A 16,171-nucleotide genomic window follows, 5' to 3' on the forward strand; every position below is an offset into this window, starting at 1 on the left:
CAGATTATTTAGCGCGTTCAACAATTTCAACCAGGCGCCACCGCTTGGTCTTGCTCAGCGGACGGGTGCTCATGATGCGCACCGTGTCGCCTTCGCCGCACTCGTTTTTCTCGTCGTGGGCGTGGAATTTCGTGGTTTTGGTCACGAACTTGCCGTACTTGGGGTGCTTTTGTTTCTGCACCACAGCCACGGTGATGGACTTGTCCATCTTCGAGCTCGTTACCGTGCCGGTGATTTCCTTGCGCATGTTGCGCGAGTCTTCAGCTACGGCTTGGTCTTGGGTTGTTACGTCGGTTGCCATCGGAATTAAGCGGGGTTAGAGGCCTGCTCGTTGTTCCGACGAGTCTGCTCGGTGAGCAAGCGGGCGACGTTTTTACGGTTGGCCTTGAGGCGGGCGGGGTTTTCCAGGGGCGAAATCGCGTGGGCGAAACGCAACTGCTGGCCCTGGGCCTGCTCGGTTTTGATTTGCTCTTTCAGCGCTTCAGCGGAAAGGCCTTTGAGGTCGGTCTTGTTCTTCATGACTTAAGCAGCGTCCGTATAGTCGCGGCGAACCACGAATGAAGTTTTTACGGGGAGCTTCTGAGCCGCCAGACGCAGCGATTCTTTAGCTACTTCCAGCGACACACCGTCCGACTCGAACATGATTTGGCCGGGCTTCACGCAGGCTACCCAATACTCGGGCGAGCCTTTGCCTTTACCCATGCGCACCTCAGCGGGCTTCTTGGTGATTGGCTTGTCGGGGAAAATGCGAATCCATACTTGCCCTTCGCGTTTCATGGCGCGGGTCATGGCAATACGAGCAGCCTCAATTTGGCGAGCCGTAATCCAAGACACTTCCAGCGACTTGATAGCGAACGAACCGAAGTCTATGGAGCTGCCGCGGTAGGCGAGGCCTGTTACGCGACCCTTTTGCATCTTGCGATACTTGGTCCTTTTCGGTTGTAACATTTTATTGAAATTTAAAAGAGATTCTTGGGGATGTAGAGACGCAATATTTTGCGTCTCCGGTTCCGCGCCGTCAGGCTAAAGCGGAAAAATCGTTCTAGCGTAGAGACGCAAAATACTGCGTCTCTACACCGAACAATGATTTAGCGACGCGGGCCGCGAGCGGCACCGCCGGCAGCACCACCGCCTTGGGCGGGGCCGTTGCGACGGGGACCGGCGTTGTCGCCAGCGCCACGGGGGGCGCGGTCGCCACCGCCAGCGTTACCACGACCGGCACCACCGTCACGACGCGGGCCACGGTCGCCTTCGCGACGCTCGCCGCGGGGGCCACGGTCGTCACGACGACCACCGCCACCTTCGCCGCCACCGGGGTTGGTGAGTTGCTGGTTCGGCGAGAGGTCGGGCTTGCCGAACACCTCACCGCGCATTACCCACACCTTGATGCCGATTTTGCCATACACGGTCTGAGCTTCCGACAAAGCGTAGTCGATATCGGCGCGCAGCGTGTGCAGCGGCGTACGACCTTCTTTGTACTGCTCCGAACGGGCAATTTCTGCACCGCCGAGACGGCCACCGCACTGAATCTTGATGCCTTCGGCACCAACACGCATCGCAGCCTGAATCGACATCTTCATGGCGCGACGGAAGGAGATACGAGCGGCCAACTGCTGGGCAATGCTCTCGCCTACCAGCTTGGCATCCAACTCCGGACGCTTGATTTCGAAGATGTTGATTTGAACGTCTTTGCTGGTGATTTGCTTCAGCTCGTCCTTAATCTTGTCTACTTCCTGGCCGCCTTTGCCAATTACCACACCCGGACGAGCCGTGTTGATGGTGATGGTGATGCGCTTCAGGGTGCGCTCAATCACAATGCGGCTGATGCCACCTTTCTGAATGCGCGCATTGATGTACTTGCGGATTTTCTCGTCCTCCACCAGTTTCTCGGCGAAGTCCTTGCCGCCGTACCAGTTGGAGTCCCAGCCTTTGATAACTCCCAAGCGGAAGCCAACCGGATTTACTTTCTGTCCCATACTAAATTAGGATTTGGCGTCGGCCTTAGGGTTTTCGGTAGTGCCAACTTGCTTGGCGTGCTTGGAACCAAGCTTTTCAACCTTCGTGTCGATTTTCAGCGTCACGTGGTTGCTGCGCTTGCGGATGCGGTGGCCACGGCCCTGGGGGGCGGGGCGCAGGCGCTTCAGCTGGCGGCCTTCGTCCACGAAGATTTCGCTGATGTAGAGGTTTGCGTCCTCAATCCGCTCTTCTTCGTTGTGCTGCTGCCAGTTGGCCAAGGCCGACAGGAGCAGTTTCTCAATCTTCTCGGCGCCGATGTTGGCTTCGAAGCGCAACAGGCCGAGGGCCTGGGTCACTTTCTTGCCGCGCACGAGGTCGGCCACCAAACGCATCTTGCGAGGCGAGGTCGGCACATTGCGGAGTTTTGCTACTGCTTCCATCTTAGCGCTTGCCTTTATCTTTTTTGGCGACGTGACCACGGAAGTTGCGCGTCGGGGCGAATTCGCCCAACTTGTGCCCTACCATGTTCTCGGTCACATACACCGGGATGAACTTATTGCCGTTGTGAACAGCGAACGTGTGGCCAACGAAATCCGGGGAAATCATCGAGCGGCGCGACCAGGTCTTCACCACCGATTTCTTACCAGCCGTTTCGAGTGCCGTGACTTTCTTTTCCAGCCGGAAGTCAATGTACGGCCCTTTTTTGAGTGAACGTGCCATATATTACTTCTTGCCTTTGCGGCTCACAATCAGGTTCTCCGAATACTTGTTCTTGTTACGGGTCTTCTGGCCCTTGGCCAAAATGCCGTTGCGGCTCCGCGGGTGACCACCCGACGATTTGCCTTCGCCACCACCCATGGGGTGGTCGACAGGGTTCATTACCACACCACGAACGCGCGGACGACGACCAGCCCAGCGGTTACGGCCGGCTTTGCCCATCACAGTGTTCATGTGGTCGCCGTTCGACACGGTACCAACGGTGGCCATGCAGGTCACGAGCACCATGCGCATCTCGCCCGAAGGCAATTTCAGCGTGGCGTACTTCTCTTCGCGGGCTACGATTTGGGCGTAGGTGCCGGCCGAGCGAGCCATTGCAGCGCCTTGGCCGGGCTGCAACTCAATGTTGTGGAGGATGGTACCGAGGGGAATCTCGCGCAGCGGCAAGGTATTGCCTACTTCGGGAGCGACGCCGGGGCCCGACACAATCTTCGCGCCTACCGTCATGCCGGCGGGAGCGATGATATAACGCTTCTCACCATCGGCATAGTTGACGAGGGCGATGCGCGCCGTGCGGTTGGGGTCGTACTCGATGGACTTCACGACGGCCGGAACACCGGCTTTGTCGCGCTTGAAGTCCACGATGCGGTATTGGGTTTTGTGACCACCGCCGATGTAGCGGTTGGACATTTTACCGGAAGAGTTCCGGCCACCCGATTTGGAGAGGGAAGTCATCAGCGACTTCTCCGGGGTCGACGTCGTAATCTCGTCGAACGCCGGCGCAACGCGGAAGCGCTGCCCTGGGGTTGTTGGTCTGAGTTTTTTAAGTGCCATTACTAGCTAGTTGTGCTTTTGCGGCGAAAAATTTGAGGCGAAGCTGGGTCGGCCTAGAGGTTGCCGTAGAAGTCGATAACGTCGCCTTCTTTCACGGTCACAATGGCTTTCTTGCCGTGAGCACGACGACCGGAAACTTGGCCGCCTTTGGTGCCTTTCGACTTCATTTTGCCAATGGTGCGCATCGTGTTGATTTCGGTTACCGTCACGCCGTACAGCGATTCGATGTCCTTTTTGATTTGCACTTTGTTGGCGGTGCGCTCCACTTCGAACGTGTAGCGACCTTTCTCGTTCAGGCCGGTGGCCTTTTCGGTAACGATGGGGCGTTTCAGGGTGCTCATTATTCGGCGGTGCTATAGAGTTCAACCAATGAAGCCATGCCGTCTTCCGAAATCAGGAGCGTGTCCGTGTTCAGCAGGTCGTGGGTGTTGAGGCCAATGGGCGTCGACACTTTCACTTTCTGCAGGTTGCGGGCGCTGAGGATGACGTTCTTGTTCACCTCGCCGGTTACAAGCATGGTCTTTTTGCCGTTGGTCAGCTTGAGGCCGTCCAGGATGGCAACGAAGTCCTTGGTGCGGGGAGCCGTCATGGCAATGTTCTCCACAACGGAGATTTTGCCATCCTTCGCCAAGCTCGACAGAGCCGACAAACGAGCTACGCGCTTGGTCTTCTTGTTCAGCTTGAAGCCGTAGTCGCGGGGCTGGGGACCGAACATGCGGCCACCACCAACGAACACACCCGACTTCATGCTGCCGGCGCGGGCGCCGCCCGTACCTTTTTGCTTCTTCAGCTTCTTCGTGGTGCCGTGCACCTCGTTGCGCTGCTTGGACTTGTGCGTGCCCTGGCGTTGGTTGGCCAGGTACTGCTTCACGTCCAAGTACATCACGTGCTCGTTTACTTCGAGACCGAAGATGGCGTCAGACAGGGTCACTTTGCGGCCGGTGTCTTCGCCTTTGAGGTTATATACTGCGAGTTCCATCGTACTAGTCTATTTCTCGATTACCACGTAAGAATTCTTCGCGCCGGGAATCGAGCCGCTCACCAGAATCAGGTTCTTGTCGCCTACTACGCGCATCACCTTCAGGTTCTGCACTTTCACGCGGTCGTTGCCCATGCGGCCACCCATGCGCATTCCTTTGAATACGCGCGAAGGCCACGAGCAAGCACCGATAGAACCGGGGTGACGCAGGCGGTTGTGCTGGCCGTGGGTCTGGCCACCAACACCCTGGAAGTTGTAACGCTTTACAACGCCCTGGAAACCCTTGCCTTTGGAAGTGCCTACAACGTCCACAAACTCGCCCTCTTCGAAGAGAGTCGCGTCGATGGTAGCGCCAGCGGCGTAGGTCGATTCGGCGTCGAGGCGGAATTCAACCAGTTTTTTCTTGGGGGTCGTACCGGCTTTTTTGAAGTGACCAACCAAGGCTTTGGTGGTGTTCTTCTCTTTTTTCTCGCCGTACCCAATTTGAATGGCGGTGTAACCGTCATTCGCGATAGTCTTAACCTGCGTCACTACGCACGGACCCGCTTCGATGAGCGTGCAGGGAATGTTTTTCCCATCCGGAGTGAAGAGGCTTGTCATACCGATTTTTTTACCGATGATGCCAGGCATTCTATTTGGTTATTAATGAACACAAAAAGAAAACGGCCGAGTGCCGTTTTCGCTAAGGGAGTGCAAAGATAGAAAAAAAGCTGGCGCTATCCCAATGTGACTGAGAAATATTTTCTCAGTGAGGCTGTTAGCTCCTTGAAAGACTCTGTCTAGAGCCCAGTTTATGCTGGCCGCCAAGTCGGGTCGTTCTCTTCGCAAGGCATTAGGCCTTGAAGTGCCAGAAGCAAGAAGAAGACAACGAATGCAAGACCAACCTGCGTTTCCAGCGTGTATTCGACTAGAAATGACAGTGCGATGCTAATATATTGCGCCAGTAGCAATGGTGCATGCCTGTGGCGTGCCCACCACGCGGGATAGAACAGGCTGAGGCAGAATACAAGTAAACCGATAGCGCCATACGCCGCTAAGTTGTACAAATACTGGTTATGGGGCAAAATGTAGAATTCCGGCGTAAGCTGTGGGTGCAGCTTCGCATAGCGCTTGGCCATTTCGCCCTCTAGGTTTGGCTTCCCCACTCCTACCAGTTTGTTATCGCGCCACACTGCCAGCGCCGCTTGGTACGAATACACCCGGGCCGATATAGAGAAATTCTTCCCTTCGGAACTCTCCTGCACCTTGCTCACATCTTCCTGGGTATTGTATACCCTATTGCGGAAAGTGGGAAATGCCAGGTAGCTCACCACTGGCAGAATTAACAGGGCTGCAGCTAATAGAATGGCTTTTTTCCATTGCCTTCTGGAAAAGCCCAGCCATAGAACCGCCATTCCCCCCAAAGCATAAAAGGTCATTTCCCCGCTCCTCACGGCTAGCAGGTGTAGGAATAACGCCAGCCCTACAATAGCAGCTTTAACCCAACCGCGCCATGCCTGTGGCATTGCCCGATGGGCCAGCAGTAGAACGGCGGCGGCAATGGCCATGGTGATTATGATGCTGAAGCGGATATGGTCCGGCTCGGTTGGCATCACTTTGGAGTGCATGTATGACTCGTTTATTTCCCGAGCATGCAATATGTAGTTGACGGTAGCACCGAAGGCTGCCAGCACCGTCATGGCGATAAAAATCCCCCATAACCGGCGTAAATAGCGACTAGGTAAAGCAGGTAATAGCCAGAACGAAAGAGGTAGAATTAGAAATGGCAGTTGCATTCCTAAGTCAAACCGATACTCGTCCATGTTGCCGGCTTGCGTATAAAATCCGGCCAGGACATGCAATACGAATACCATTGCGATGCTCCCGAAGACGGGCCACAACGCACGGTTGGCAATGCGCTTATGCACCAAGGCGAAAACCACGCTTGTTACGGCCAGCCCTCCCATAGCAATACCCAGCGCGACTCTCAGCCAGTTGACTAAGAAAATGCTAATGATAATGCAGGCACAGAAGAAGAAGGCAGAGCGGTGTAATCGAGCAAGAGAAAAGACAGCAAGCATGAAAAATCAGTAGTAGCGCCGCAAGTTCTAAAGAAAAAGCCCCACCGCGACGAATCACGGTAGGGCTTTAACTCAATTCACGCTGAAATCGGTGCCTCAGACTTTGATTTCTACGTCAACACCGCTGGGCAATTCCAGCTTCATCAGGGCATCAACGGTCTTCGACGAGGTCGAGAAGATGTCCACGAGGCGCTTGTAGGTGCAAAGCTGGAATTGCTCCCGGCTCTTCTTGTTCACGTGGGGCGAGCGCAGCACGGTGAACTTCTCCTTTTGGGTCGGCAAAGGAATCGGGCCGCTAACGATGGCACCGGTGGCCTTCACAGCTTTCACGATTTTCTCGGCCGATTTGTCTACGAGGTTGTGGTCGTAGCTTTTCAGCTTAATGCGAATTTTCTGGTTCATTTGGTTGGGTGGGAGCCGATTGCCCCCGTTTTGAAAAGCTTTGATTTTGATGATTAGCAGATAGTGGCTAACAGTTATCAGCCACTATCCGTCAATCACTTATTTACCTCCTTTGGTTTTGGCGATGATGCCTTCGGCCAAGTTGCTCGGCACTTGCTCGTAGTGCGAGAACGTGAGCGAAGCCGAAGCGCGACCCGACGAAATCGTGCGGAGCGCGGTTACGTAGCCGAACAGTTCCGACAGCGGAACATCGGCCTTGATAACCTGGGCACCGGCTTTGGTGTCCATGCCTTTCATCAGACCACGACGACGGTTCAAGTCACCGGTTACGGGACCCGTGTACTCATCGGGGCAAACCACTTCAACGGCCATGATGGGCTCCAGCAATTTCGGGCCGGCCTTCTTGGCAGCTTCACGGAAACCGTCACGGGCGGCAAGTTCGAACGACAGGGCGTCCGAGTCAACGTCGTGGAACGAACCGTGGTACAGACGCACCTTCATGGCTTCGAGTGGGAAGCCGGCCAGCGGGCCGCGCTTCATGGCTTCTTCGAAACCTTTTTGGATGGGCTGGATGAATTCGCGGGGGATAACACCGCCTACAATGGCGTTGTCGAACTCCAGACCGGGTTTCTCCGGCTCGGTTTCTTTCGGACCCAGTTCAAACACGATGTCGCCGAATTTACCGCGGCCACCGGTCTGCTTCTTGTAGGTTTCGCGGTGGTCCACCACCTTGGTGAGAATCTCCTTGTAGGCCACCTGCGGAGCACCCTGGTTGATTTCCACTTTGAATTCACGACGCATGCGGTCGATGATGATTTCAAGGTGCAATTCGCCCATGCCGCGGAGGATGGTCTGGCCGGTTTCCTCGTCCGTGTTCACGCGCAGCGTGGGGTCTTCCTCGATGAGCTTGGCGATGGCCATACCCATTTTGTCGACGTCAGCCTGCGTTTTCGGCTCGATGGCGTAACCAATTACCGGCTCGGGGAAGCTCATCGACTCCAGAACCATCGGGTTCTTCTCATCGGTCAGCGTGTCGCCGGTTTTGATGTCTTTGAAACCAACACCTGCAGCAATGTCACCGGCCTGAATCTTGTCGATGGGGTTCTGCTTGTTGGAGTGCATCTGCATGAGGCGCGAGATACGCTCCTTCTTGCCGGTGCGGTTGTTGAGCACGTACGAGCCCGAGTCCAGTACGCCGCTGTAGCAGCGGAAGAAGCACAGACGGCCTACGAACGGGTCGGTAGCAATTTTGAACGCCAGGGCGGTGAAGGGCTCCGAGTTGTCGGGGTGACGCTCCATTTCGTCGCCGTTCTCGGGGTTGGTACCGATGATGGCGGGCATGTCGAGGGGCGACGGCAGGTAGGCCATAACGGCATCCAGCATCGTTTGTACACCCTTGTTTTTGAAGGCCGAACCGCAAAGCACGGGCGAGAACTTCATGTCGATAACCGCTTTGCGGATTACCACCATCATTTCCTCGCGGGTGATAGAGTCCGGGTCGTCGAAGAATTTCTCCATCAACGTATCATCGTACTCAGCAACGCTTTCCACGAGCTTCTCGCGCCACTCGCGCACCGTGTCAACGAGGTCCTCGGGAACGGGAATTTCGTCGTACGATTTGCCTTCGGTTTTGTCGTCCCACACGATGGCTTTGCCAGTCAGCAGGTCAACTACACCTTTGAAGGTTTCCTCAGCACCAATCGGAATCTGCAGAGGAATGGGGTTTGCGCCCAGTTTCTCCTTGATTTCGTTCACGGCTTTGAAGAAGTCAGCGCCGGCACGGTCCATCTTGTTGACGAAGCAAATGCGGGGCACTTTGTATTTGTCAGCCTGACGCCATACGGTTTCCGACTGCGGCTCAACGCCCGAAACGGCGCAGAACAACGCAACAGCACCGTCGAGCACGCGCAGCGAACGTTCTACTTCTACCGTGAAGTCAACGTGGCCAGGGGTGTCAATCAGGTTGATTTTGTACTGCTTGGTTTCCGACGTCGGGTCGCCCTTGATGTCGGTGGGGTAGTTCCAGAAGGTGGTCGTGGCAGCCGAGGTAATCGTGATGCCGCGCTCCTGCTCCTGCTCCATCCAGTCCATCGTGGCGGCACCGTCGTGCACTTCCCCGATTTTGTGGGTTTTACCCGTGTAGTACAGAATACGCTCCGACGTCGTGGTCTTACCGGCGTCGATGTGCGCCATAATCCCAATGTTGCGGAGGTAATAGAGGTCTTTATTAACGGCCATTATTACAATGAGTGAGTTTGTGAATAAGCGAATGAGTGAATCAGTGATTAGGTTCCGTTAGGGGTAAATCACTCATTCACTCATTCGTTCATTCGCACTTGGGTTAGAAACGGAAGTGCGAGAAGGCCTTGTTGGCCTCAGCCATGCGGTGGGTGTCGTCTTTTTTCTTAACGGCAGCACCTTCGCCTTTGGCAGCGGCGATGATTTCGCCAGCCAGCTTGTCCTTCATGGTCTTCTCACCACGACGACGGGCGTACTGAATCATCCATTTGGCACCCACCGAAATGCGGCGGTCGGCGCGCACTTCAATCGGAACCTGGAAGGTGGCACCACCTACGCGGCGGCTTTTCACTTCCACGGTGGGCATCACGTTGTTCAACGCTTTGCGCCACATTTCGAGGCCGCTCTCCTTGGTGCGCTGCTCCACGAGGTCGCAGGCGTCATAGAAGATGGTGTACGCCAGGTTTTTCTTGCCGTCGTACATCATGTAGTTCACGAAACGGGTTACCAGCGTCTCCTTGTACTTAGGGTCCGGCAGCAAGATGCGCTTCTTCGGTTTTGACTTTCTCATGATAGTAGTAAGTATGTAGTAGTAAGTATTGAGTAGCGAGCAGCAGGACTGGCCTGCCACTCAATACTTATTACTCGCTACTAATTCTATTTATTTCTTTTTAGCGGGTGCGCCTTTGCCACCCTTGCCAGCTGCTGCGGCGGGTTGACCGGGCTTCGGACGCTTGGCACCGTACTTCGAACGGCGCTGCGTGCGGCCGCTTACACCGGCGGTGTCCAGGGCGCCACGGATGATGTGGTAACGTACGCCTGGCAAGTCTTTTACCCGGCCGCCACGAATCAGCACGATGCTGTGTTCCTGGAGGTTGTGGCCTTCACCGGGGATGTATGCGTTTACTTCCTTACCGTTGGTAAGGCGCACACGGGCCACTTTGCGCATAGCCGAGTTCGGCTTCTTAGGCGTGGTGGTGTACACACGGGTGCACACGCCCCGACGCTGCGGGCACGAATCAAGGGCGGGCGACTTCGACTTGGTAGTCAAAGCCTCACGGCCTTTCCGTACTAACTGATTGATGGTTGGCATTTAGCGAATGGTTTGTTTGGAGCCGTTTGCCCCTAAAATTTGGCTTGCAAAGGTAAGATTATTTCGCCGCAATAGCAAACATAGTGAGGATGTTAATTTTAGGAGTGCCGGTTTTGACCTAAAAACGAAAGCGCCTCCACTGAAAAATGGGGGCGCTTTCGCAGCTAAAGCTTCTGGTTCAGCTTATGCCTCCCCTACCGCGCCGCCGAAATTCATCGGGTAGCTCGGGGCTTCGCTCTGCATCTTGATGGTGCCGAAAGCGGCTTCAAACCGCTCGATGTTCTCGGTGAGGGCTTGCAGGAGACGCTTGGCGTGCTCGGGCGTGACGACGATACGTGCCTTAACCTTGGCCTTGGGCAGGCCGGGCATCATGCGGATGAAGTCAATCACAAACTCACTGTTGCTGTGCGCAATCATGGCGAGGTTGGCGTATTCGCCCTCGGCCATGGCTTCGGAAAGCTCGATGTTGATGGCGTTGGGGTCCGGGTTTTGGTCGGTTGGTTGCATAGATTCTCAGTTTTTAAGGTTGCCACAAGGCTTGCCATCAGGCAAACCTACGTTGTTTGGTCTGCTTGACTAGCAGTAGTGATATCACTAAATGAGTTTGCGGGTGCATGAGTGGCGTTATAATAATCCTTGGCAACTACAGAAAACCCGTCCAATCCGGAGTTCTCATGCAGGAAGCTGCGAAAGCTACTTAGAGCATATACATCTTTGATTCGAGAGCATAACATATTGATGAATGAATCTAGGTGAAACATGTATTGCTTCTCATCCTCAAGCAACAGAAAGCTTGCTGGATATTCATCGAATGAAAAAGGTATTAGCATCTTTAATAGCCCTAGTTTGGCAATTGCATTCTCTTCATCTGCGTCCAGATTATAATACTGCTTTTGCCAGCTATTGGCCAGTTTATATGTACTAAGCAAGTAGCTTGTTGCTTGCTGAACGTTAAGAAGACCAGTTGGGCATTTCGTTAATGCTTTGAGCAACTTCCTTTTATTAAATCCTTGAAAGCTAGCAGGCAAAAAGATTATTTGGACGTTACTGGATGGACTTGTCATCTCTCGTTTTTTTAGTGTACAGGCCCAAGATATAGAAAACAAAAAAGCCGACCGGTTTGCACCGGTCGGCTTCTTCTTGCTTTAAAGAGCCAGCTTACTCAGCCGACACTTCGCGCTTGCCAGCACGGCTGGGGCGCTTGGTGGGAACGGCAGCTTCGGCGGCCTGGGCGGCTTGGGCAGCCTCCATTTCCTCTTTCGAGCCTACTACCTGACGCGTGTACTCGCGCAAGCCAGTACCGGCCGGGATGAGGTGACCAACGATTACGTTCTCCTTCAGGCCCAGCAGCTGGTCGGCCTTGCCACGGATGGCGGCTTCGCTCAGCACCTTGGTCGTCTCCTGGAAGGATGCGGCCGAGATGAACGACTGCGTACCCAGCGAGGCCTGCGTGATGCCTTGCAGCGTGGGGCGCGATACCGAAGGCTGGGCGTCGCGCACTTGCACGAGGGCAAGGTCGCGGCGTTTCAGGCTGCTGTTCTCGTCGCGGAGGCGACGGGCCGTCACAATCTGACCGGGCTTCAGGTTGGTCGAGTCACCGGCTTCGGTCACCACTTTCATGTCGATAATCATGTCGTTCTCGGCCATGAAGATGATTTTGTCAATCACCTGGTTTTCGAGGAACGACGTGTCACCGGCATCCAGAATCACAACTTTCTGCATCATCTGGCGAACAACCACCTCGATGTGCTTATCGTTGATTTTCACACCCTGCAAGCGGTACACTTCCTGAATCTCGTTCACGAGGTACTCTTGCACAGCGCCAGGGCCCTGAATGCTCAGGATATCCGAAGGCGTGATGGCACCATCCGACAGCGGCGCACCGGCGCGGATGAAGTCGTTGTCCTGCACCAGAATGTGCTTCGACAGCGGCACCATGTACTTCTTCTTCACCCCGTCCTTCGACTCCACGTAGATTTCACGGTTACCGCGTTTCACGGTGCCGTAGGTTACCACGCCATCGATTTCCGATACCACGGCGGGGTTCGACGGGTTCCGGGCTTCGAAAAGCTCCGTCACACGCGGCAGACCACCGGTGATGTCGCGGGTTTTGCCCACCGAACGCGGAATCTTGGCCAGGATGTGACCGGCCGTGATTTTGTCGTTGTTCTCCACGTTCAGGTGCGAACCCACCGGGATGCTGTAGGCCTTCTGGCCTTCCACATCGCCTTTTTTGCCGGGGCGCACGATGATAGACGGGTTCTGGTCCTTGGCCTTCGATTCGATGATTACCTTCTCGCGGTGACCGGTCTGTTCGTCCGATTCCTCACGGTAGGTGATGCCTTCGGTGATGGCGTCGAACTGCACGGTACCATCAAACTCGGCCAGAATAACGGCGTTGTAAGGGTCCCAGGTGTTCAGTTCGGTGCCTTTCTCCACTTCCTGGCCTTCTTTCACCAACATGAACGAGCCGTAAGGCACGTGGTTGGTGGTGAAGACGCGGCCGGTGCCTTTCTCCACGATGCGGATTTCGCCCGAGCGGCCCATTACCACGTCGGTTTTACGACCTTCGCCGTCGGTGGTAGCCACCGTGCGAACGTCTTCGAATTCCACCACGCCAGCGAATTTGGCTTTGATGTTCGACTCCACGGCGATGTTGGAGGCCGTACCACCTACGTGGAAGGTACGCAGTGTCAGCTGCGTGCCGGGCTCACCAATCGACTGGGCGGCGATAACACCCACGGCCTCGCCACGCTGCACCATGCGGCCCGAAGCCAGGTTGCGGCCGTAGCACTTGGCGCAGATGCCGCGCTTGCTTTCGCAAGTCAGCACCGAGCGGATTTCCACCGATTCGATGCTCGTGGCATCGATGCGGCGGGTCGTGTCTTCCTTGATTTCGGAACCCGAAGTCAGGATAACGTCGCCGGTCAGCGGGTCGATGATATCGTGAACCGTTACGCGGCCCAGGATACGCTCGGCCAGCGGCTCTACGATGTCCTCGTTGTCTTTCAACGCGAAGGTTTCGATACCGCGCAACGTGCCGCAGTCCGGCTCGTTCACGATAACGTCCTGCGAAACGTCTACCAGACGACGGGTCAGGTAGCCGGCGTCAGCCGTCTTCAGAGCCGTGTCAGCCAGACCTTTACGAGCACCGTGTGTCGAAATGAAGTACTCGATTACGTCGAGGCCTTCTTTGAAGTTCGACAGAATCGGGTTTTCGATAATCTCGCCAATCGAGCCTTGCAGCGACTTCTGGGGCTTGGCCATCAGGCCACGCATCCCGCCCAGCTGACGAATCTGCTCGCGCGAGCCACGGGCTCCCGAGTGCATCATCATGTAGATGGAGTTGAAGCCCTGGTTTTCTTTCTCCAGACGGCCCATCAACGTTTCCGTAATCTGGTTGTTGATGCGCGTCCAGATGTCGATAACCTGGTTGTAACGCTCGTTGTCCGTAATCAGACCCATCTGGTAGTTCTGGGTTACGGCTTTCACGTCGTTCTGGGCTTGCAGCACCAGCTCGTCCTTCTCTTTCGGGATGTTGATGTCGCCGAGACCCATGCTCAGGCCGCCTTTGTAGGCCGACTGGAAACCAAGGGTCTTAATGTCATCGAGGAACTGAGCAGTACGGGCCATGCCCGTGCGCTTAAACACCATCGAGATGATTTGCTGCAGCTTCTTCTTGGTCAGCAGTTCGTCTACGAAACCTACTTCCTCGGGCACGAGCTGGTTGAACAGCACACGGCCGGCCACGGTGTCAACCACCTTGGTTACGAGGTCGTCGTTCTCGTCGCGAATCTGCGTCCGCACCTTGATGAAAGCGTGCTTAGAAAGCTGGCCTTCATTGATGGCGATAACAACTTCCTCGTCAGAGTAGAAAATCCGGTCTTCGCCGAGAATCTTCTCGTTTTCGGTGCTGCGCTTGCCCTTGGTCACGTAGTACAGACCCAGAACCATGTCCTGCGACGGTACCGCGATGGGCGCACCGTTGGCGGGGTTCAGGATGTTGTGCGATGCCAGCATGAGCATCGAGGCTTCCAAGATAGCGGCCGGGCCGAGGGGCACGTGCACAGCCATCTGGTCACCGTCAAAGTCAGCGTTGAAGGCCGTACAAACGAGGGGGTGCAGCTGGATAGCCTTGCCCTCGATGAGGCGCGGCTGGAATGCCTGGATGCCCAGACGGTGCAGCGTAGGAGCCCGGTTGAGGAGCACCGGGTGGCCTTTCAGCACGTTTTCCAGGATGTCCCACACCACGGCGTCCTTGCGGTCCACAATTTTCTTGGCCGACTTCACCGTCTTCACAATGCCGCGCTCGATGAGCTTACGGATGATGAACGGCTTGAACAGCTCGGCCGCCATGTTCTTGGGCAAGCCGCACTCGTGCAGCTTCAGCTCCGGCCCCACGACGATTACCGAACGGCCCGAATAGTCGACACGCTTACCGAGCAGGTTCTGACGGAAGCGGCCCTGCTTGCCTTTCAGCATATCGGACAGCGACTTCAGGGCGCGGTTGCCTTCGGCGCGCACAGCGTTCACCTTACGCGAGTTGTCGAACAACGAGTCCACAGCTTCCTGCAGCATGCGCTTCTCGTTCCGCAGAATCACCTCGGGCGCTTTGATTTCAATCAGGCGCTTGAGGCGGTTGTTGCGGATGATAACGCGGCGGTACAGGTCGTTCAAGTCGGAAGTGGCGAAACGGCCACCGTCGAGCGGAACGAGCGGACGCAATTCCGGGGGAATCACCGGCACCATGCGGATAACCATCCACTCGGGCTTGTTTTCCACGCGGGTAGCGGCGTCGCGGAAAGCTTCCACTACGCGCAGGCGCTTCAGGGCTTCCGCCTTACGCTGCTGCGAGGTTTCGTGGGCCGCGGAGTCACGCAGCGAGTAGCTCAACTCGTCCAGGTTGATGCGCTCCAGCAGCATGTGCAGGGCATCGGCACCCATGCGGGCGATAAACTTGTTGGGGTCTTCGTTGGGCAGCATCTGGTTCTCCCGGGGGAGCTTGTCGATGATGTCCAGGTATTCGTCCTCGGTGAGGAAGTCGAGCACTTGCACGCCTTCTTCCGCCAGCGAACCGGGCTGAACAACGACGTACCGCTCGTAATAGATAATCTGGTCGAGCTTCTTGGTGGGCAGGCCCAGCAGGTAGCCGATTTTGTTAGGGAGCGACTTGAAGTACCAGATGTGGGCAACGGGTACCACCAGTTCGATGTGGCCCATACGCTCCCGACGCACCTTCTTCTCGGTCACCTCCACGCCGCAACGGTCGCAGATGATGCCCTTGTAACGGATGCGCTTGTACTTGCCGCAGTGGCATTCCCAGTCCTTCACCGGACCGAAAATCCGCTCACAGAACAAGCCACCCATTTCGGGCTTGTACGTGCGGTAGTTGATGGTTTCAGGCTTCACCACTTCGCCGGTGCTGCGCTCCAGAATTGCTTCGGGCGAGGCCAGCGAGATGGTGACTTTGGAGAAGTCCTGAACTACTTTCTTGTTTTTTGCGAAAGCCATTTGATTGGGGTTAAGCTAGTAGCTGTTTGGCTTTGGACTGTTTGCTTCTGCACCGTTCGCCAGAAGGGCGCAAGAGGTTCAAACAGGTTGACGCTTAAAAAAGTGCCTTTGCGGAACAGATAGGTATGTCGAGCAAAGGCACTTTCAAAAGGTCGAAAAATTTAAAATCTAACCGGCAGAACTGACCGATGAAAAGGCCTTCGATTAAGATTCACTGGGGTTTTTGATGCTGCACTGACCATATCTCGGAACAGCCCCCGCTCCTCTTTCACCGAAGCGTTTTCTCACCTTTCGTTACCAGAGTCGCTCAATCAGCGCCTCCTGTTGCCTGCCAGCAGGCAAACCGCGAGTTGCGGCCGAAGCTTGCGCCCCGGCCGCAAC

At 55.7% G+C, this 16,171-nt stretch carries 18 protein-coding genes; all 18 read right to left on the bottom strand.

Going from position 1 to position 16,171, the window contains the following annotated elements; translation table 11 throughout:
* Positions 1-4: 4 nt before the first annotated feature.
* Positions 5-301: a 30S ribosomal protein S17 gene (gene rpsQ / locus ACYVM5_RS04060; protein ID WP_196286022.1), complete on the bottom strand. Its 297-nt coding sequence runs from the start codon at positions 299-301 to the stop codon at positions 5-7.
* Between the two features lie 5 nt (positions 302-306).
* On the bottom strand, positions 307-519 hold the full coding sequence (gene rpmC, locus ACYVM5_RS04065; protein WP_196291010.1) for a 50S ribosomal protein L29: 213 nt from the start codon (positions 517-519) through the stop codon (positions 307-309).
* A gap of 3 nt (positions 520-522) precedes the next feature.
* Complete coding sequence (rplP, locus tag ACYVM5_RS04070; RefSeq protein ID WP_046246580.1) at positions 523-948, bottom strand: 50S ribosomal protein L16; 426 nt, start codon at positions 946-948, stop codon at positions 523-525.
* A 140-nt stretch (positions 949-1,088) separates the two neighbouring features.
* Entirely contained in the window at positions 1,089-1,976 is an 888-nt protein-coding gene (gene rpsC, locus ACYVM5_RS04075; RefSeq protein ID WP_196291009.1) for a 30S ribosomal protein S3, read from the bottom strand.
* 6 nt (positions 1,977-1,982) lie between these two features.
* Positions 1,983-2,396 carry a 50S ribosomal protein L22 gene (gene rplV, locus ACYVM5_RS04080; RefSeq protein ID WP_241937056.1) on the bottom strand — a complete coding sequence of 138 codons (414 nt, stop codon included), beginning with the start codon at positions 2,394-2,396 and terminating at the stop codon, positions 1,983-1,985.
* Position 2,397: 1 nt separating this feature from the next.
* Complete coding sequence (gene rpsS, locus ACYVM5_RS04085; RefSeq protein WP_068191730.1) at positions 2,398-2,676, bottom strand: 30S ribosomal protein S19; 279 nt, start codon at positions 2,674-2,676, stop codon at positions 2,398-2,400.
* Positions 2,677-2,679: 3 nt separating this feature from the next.
* Complete coding sequence (gene rplB, locus ACYVM5_RS04090; protein ID WP_196291007.1) at positions 2,680-3,507, bottom strand: 50S ribosomal protein L2; 828 nt, start codon at positions 3,505-3,507, stop codon at positions 2,680-2,682.
* 53 nt (positions 3,508-3,560) lie between these two features.
* Positions 3,561-3,848: a 50S ribosomal protein L23 gene (rplW, locus tag ACYVM5_RS04095; RefSeq protein WP_208178125.1), complete on the bottom strand. Its 288-nt coding sequence runs from the start codon at positions 3,846-3,848 to the stop codon at positions 3,561-3,563.
* Positions 3,848-4,486 (bottom strand): 50S ribosomal protein L4, encoded by a 639-nt coding sequence (rplD, locus tag ACYVM5_RS04100; protein WP_201985309.1) that lies wholly within the window; start codon positions 4,484-4,486, stop codon positions 3,848-3,850. The genes rplW and rplD overlap by 1 nt, the downstream gene beginning before the upstream one ends.
* Before the next feature lie 9 nt (positions 4,487-4,495).
* A complete protein-coding gene (gene rplC / locus ACYVM5_RS04105) occupies positions 4,496-5,116 on the bottom strand; it encodes a 50S ribosomal protein L3 (protein ID WP_196291005.1) in 621 nt (206 codons plus the stop codon).
* A gap of 161 nt (positions 5,117-5,277) precedes the next feature.
* The gene (locus ACYVM5_RS04110) at positions 5,278-6,546 is read right to left on the bottom strand and encodes an O-antigen ligase family protein (protein ID WP_460616886.1); all 1,269 of its coding nucleotides are present in this window, start codon (positions 6,544-6,546) and stop codon (positions 5,278-5,280) included.
* A 96-nt stretch (positions 6,547-6,642) separates the two neighbouring features.
* Positions 6,643-6,948 (bottom strand): 30S ribosomal protein S10, encoded by a 306-nt coding sequence (gene rpsJ, locus ACYVM5_RS04115; RefSeq protein ID WP_035567915.1) that lies wholly within the window; start codon positions 6,946-6,948, stop codon positions 6,643-6,645.
* A 99-nt stretch (positions 6,949-7,047) separates the two neighbouring features.
* A complete protein-coding gene (fusA, locus tag ACYVM5_RS04120; RefSeq protein WP_460616887.1) occupies positions 7,048-9,186 on the bottom strand; it encodes an elongation factor G in 2,139 nt (712 codons plus the stop codon).
* Positions 9,187-9,289: 103 nt separating this feature from the next.
* Positions 9,290-9,757, bottom strand: a complete 468-nt coding sequence (gene rpsG, locus ACYVM5_RS04125; protein ID WP_035567919.1) for a 30S ribosomal protein S7 — start codon at positions 9,755-9,757, stop codon at positions 9,290-9,292.
* A 90-nt stretch (positions 9,758-9,847) separates the two neighbouring features.
* Complete coding sequence (rpsL, locus tag ACYVM5_RS04130) at positions 9,848-10,279, bottom strand: 30S ribosomal protein S12 (protein ID WP_068191715.1); 432 nt, start codon at positions 10,277-10,279, stop codon at positions 9,848-9,850.
* A 183-nt stretch (positions 10,280-10,462) separates the two neighbouring features.
* The gene (locus ACYVM5_RS04135; RefSeq protein WP_046245258.1) at positions 10,463-10,786 is read right to left on the bottom strand and encodes a DUF3467 domain-containing protein; all 324 of its coding nucleotides are present in this window, start codon (positions 10,784-10,786) and stop codon (positions 10,463-10,465) included.
* 47 nt (positions 10,787-10,833) lie between these two features.
* Complete coding sequence (locus ACYVM5_RS04140; RefSeq protein WP_460616888.1) at positions 10,834-11,307, bottom strand: hypothetical protein; 474 nt, start codon at positions 11,305-11,307, stop codon at positions 10,834-10,836.
* Positions 11,308-11,437: 130 nt separating this feature from the next.
* Positions 11,438-15,790 carry a DNA-directed RNA polymerase subunit beta' gene (gene rpoC / locus ACYVM5_RS04145; RefSeq protein ID WP_460616889.1) on the bottom strand — a complete coding sequence of 1,451 codons (4,353 nt, stop codon included), beginning with the start codon at positions 15,788-15,790 and terminating at the stop codon, positions 11,438-11,440.
* Positions 15,791-16,171: the final 381 nt, after the last annotated feature.

It is taken from the genome of Hymenobacter ruber, assembly GCF_054783255.1.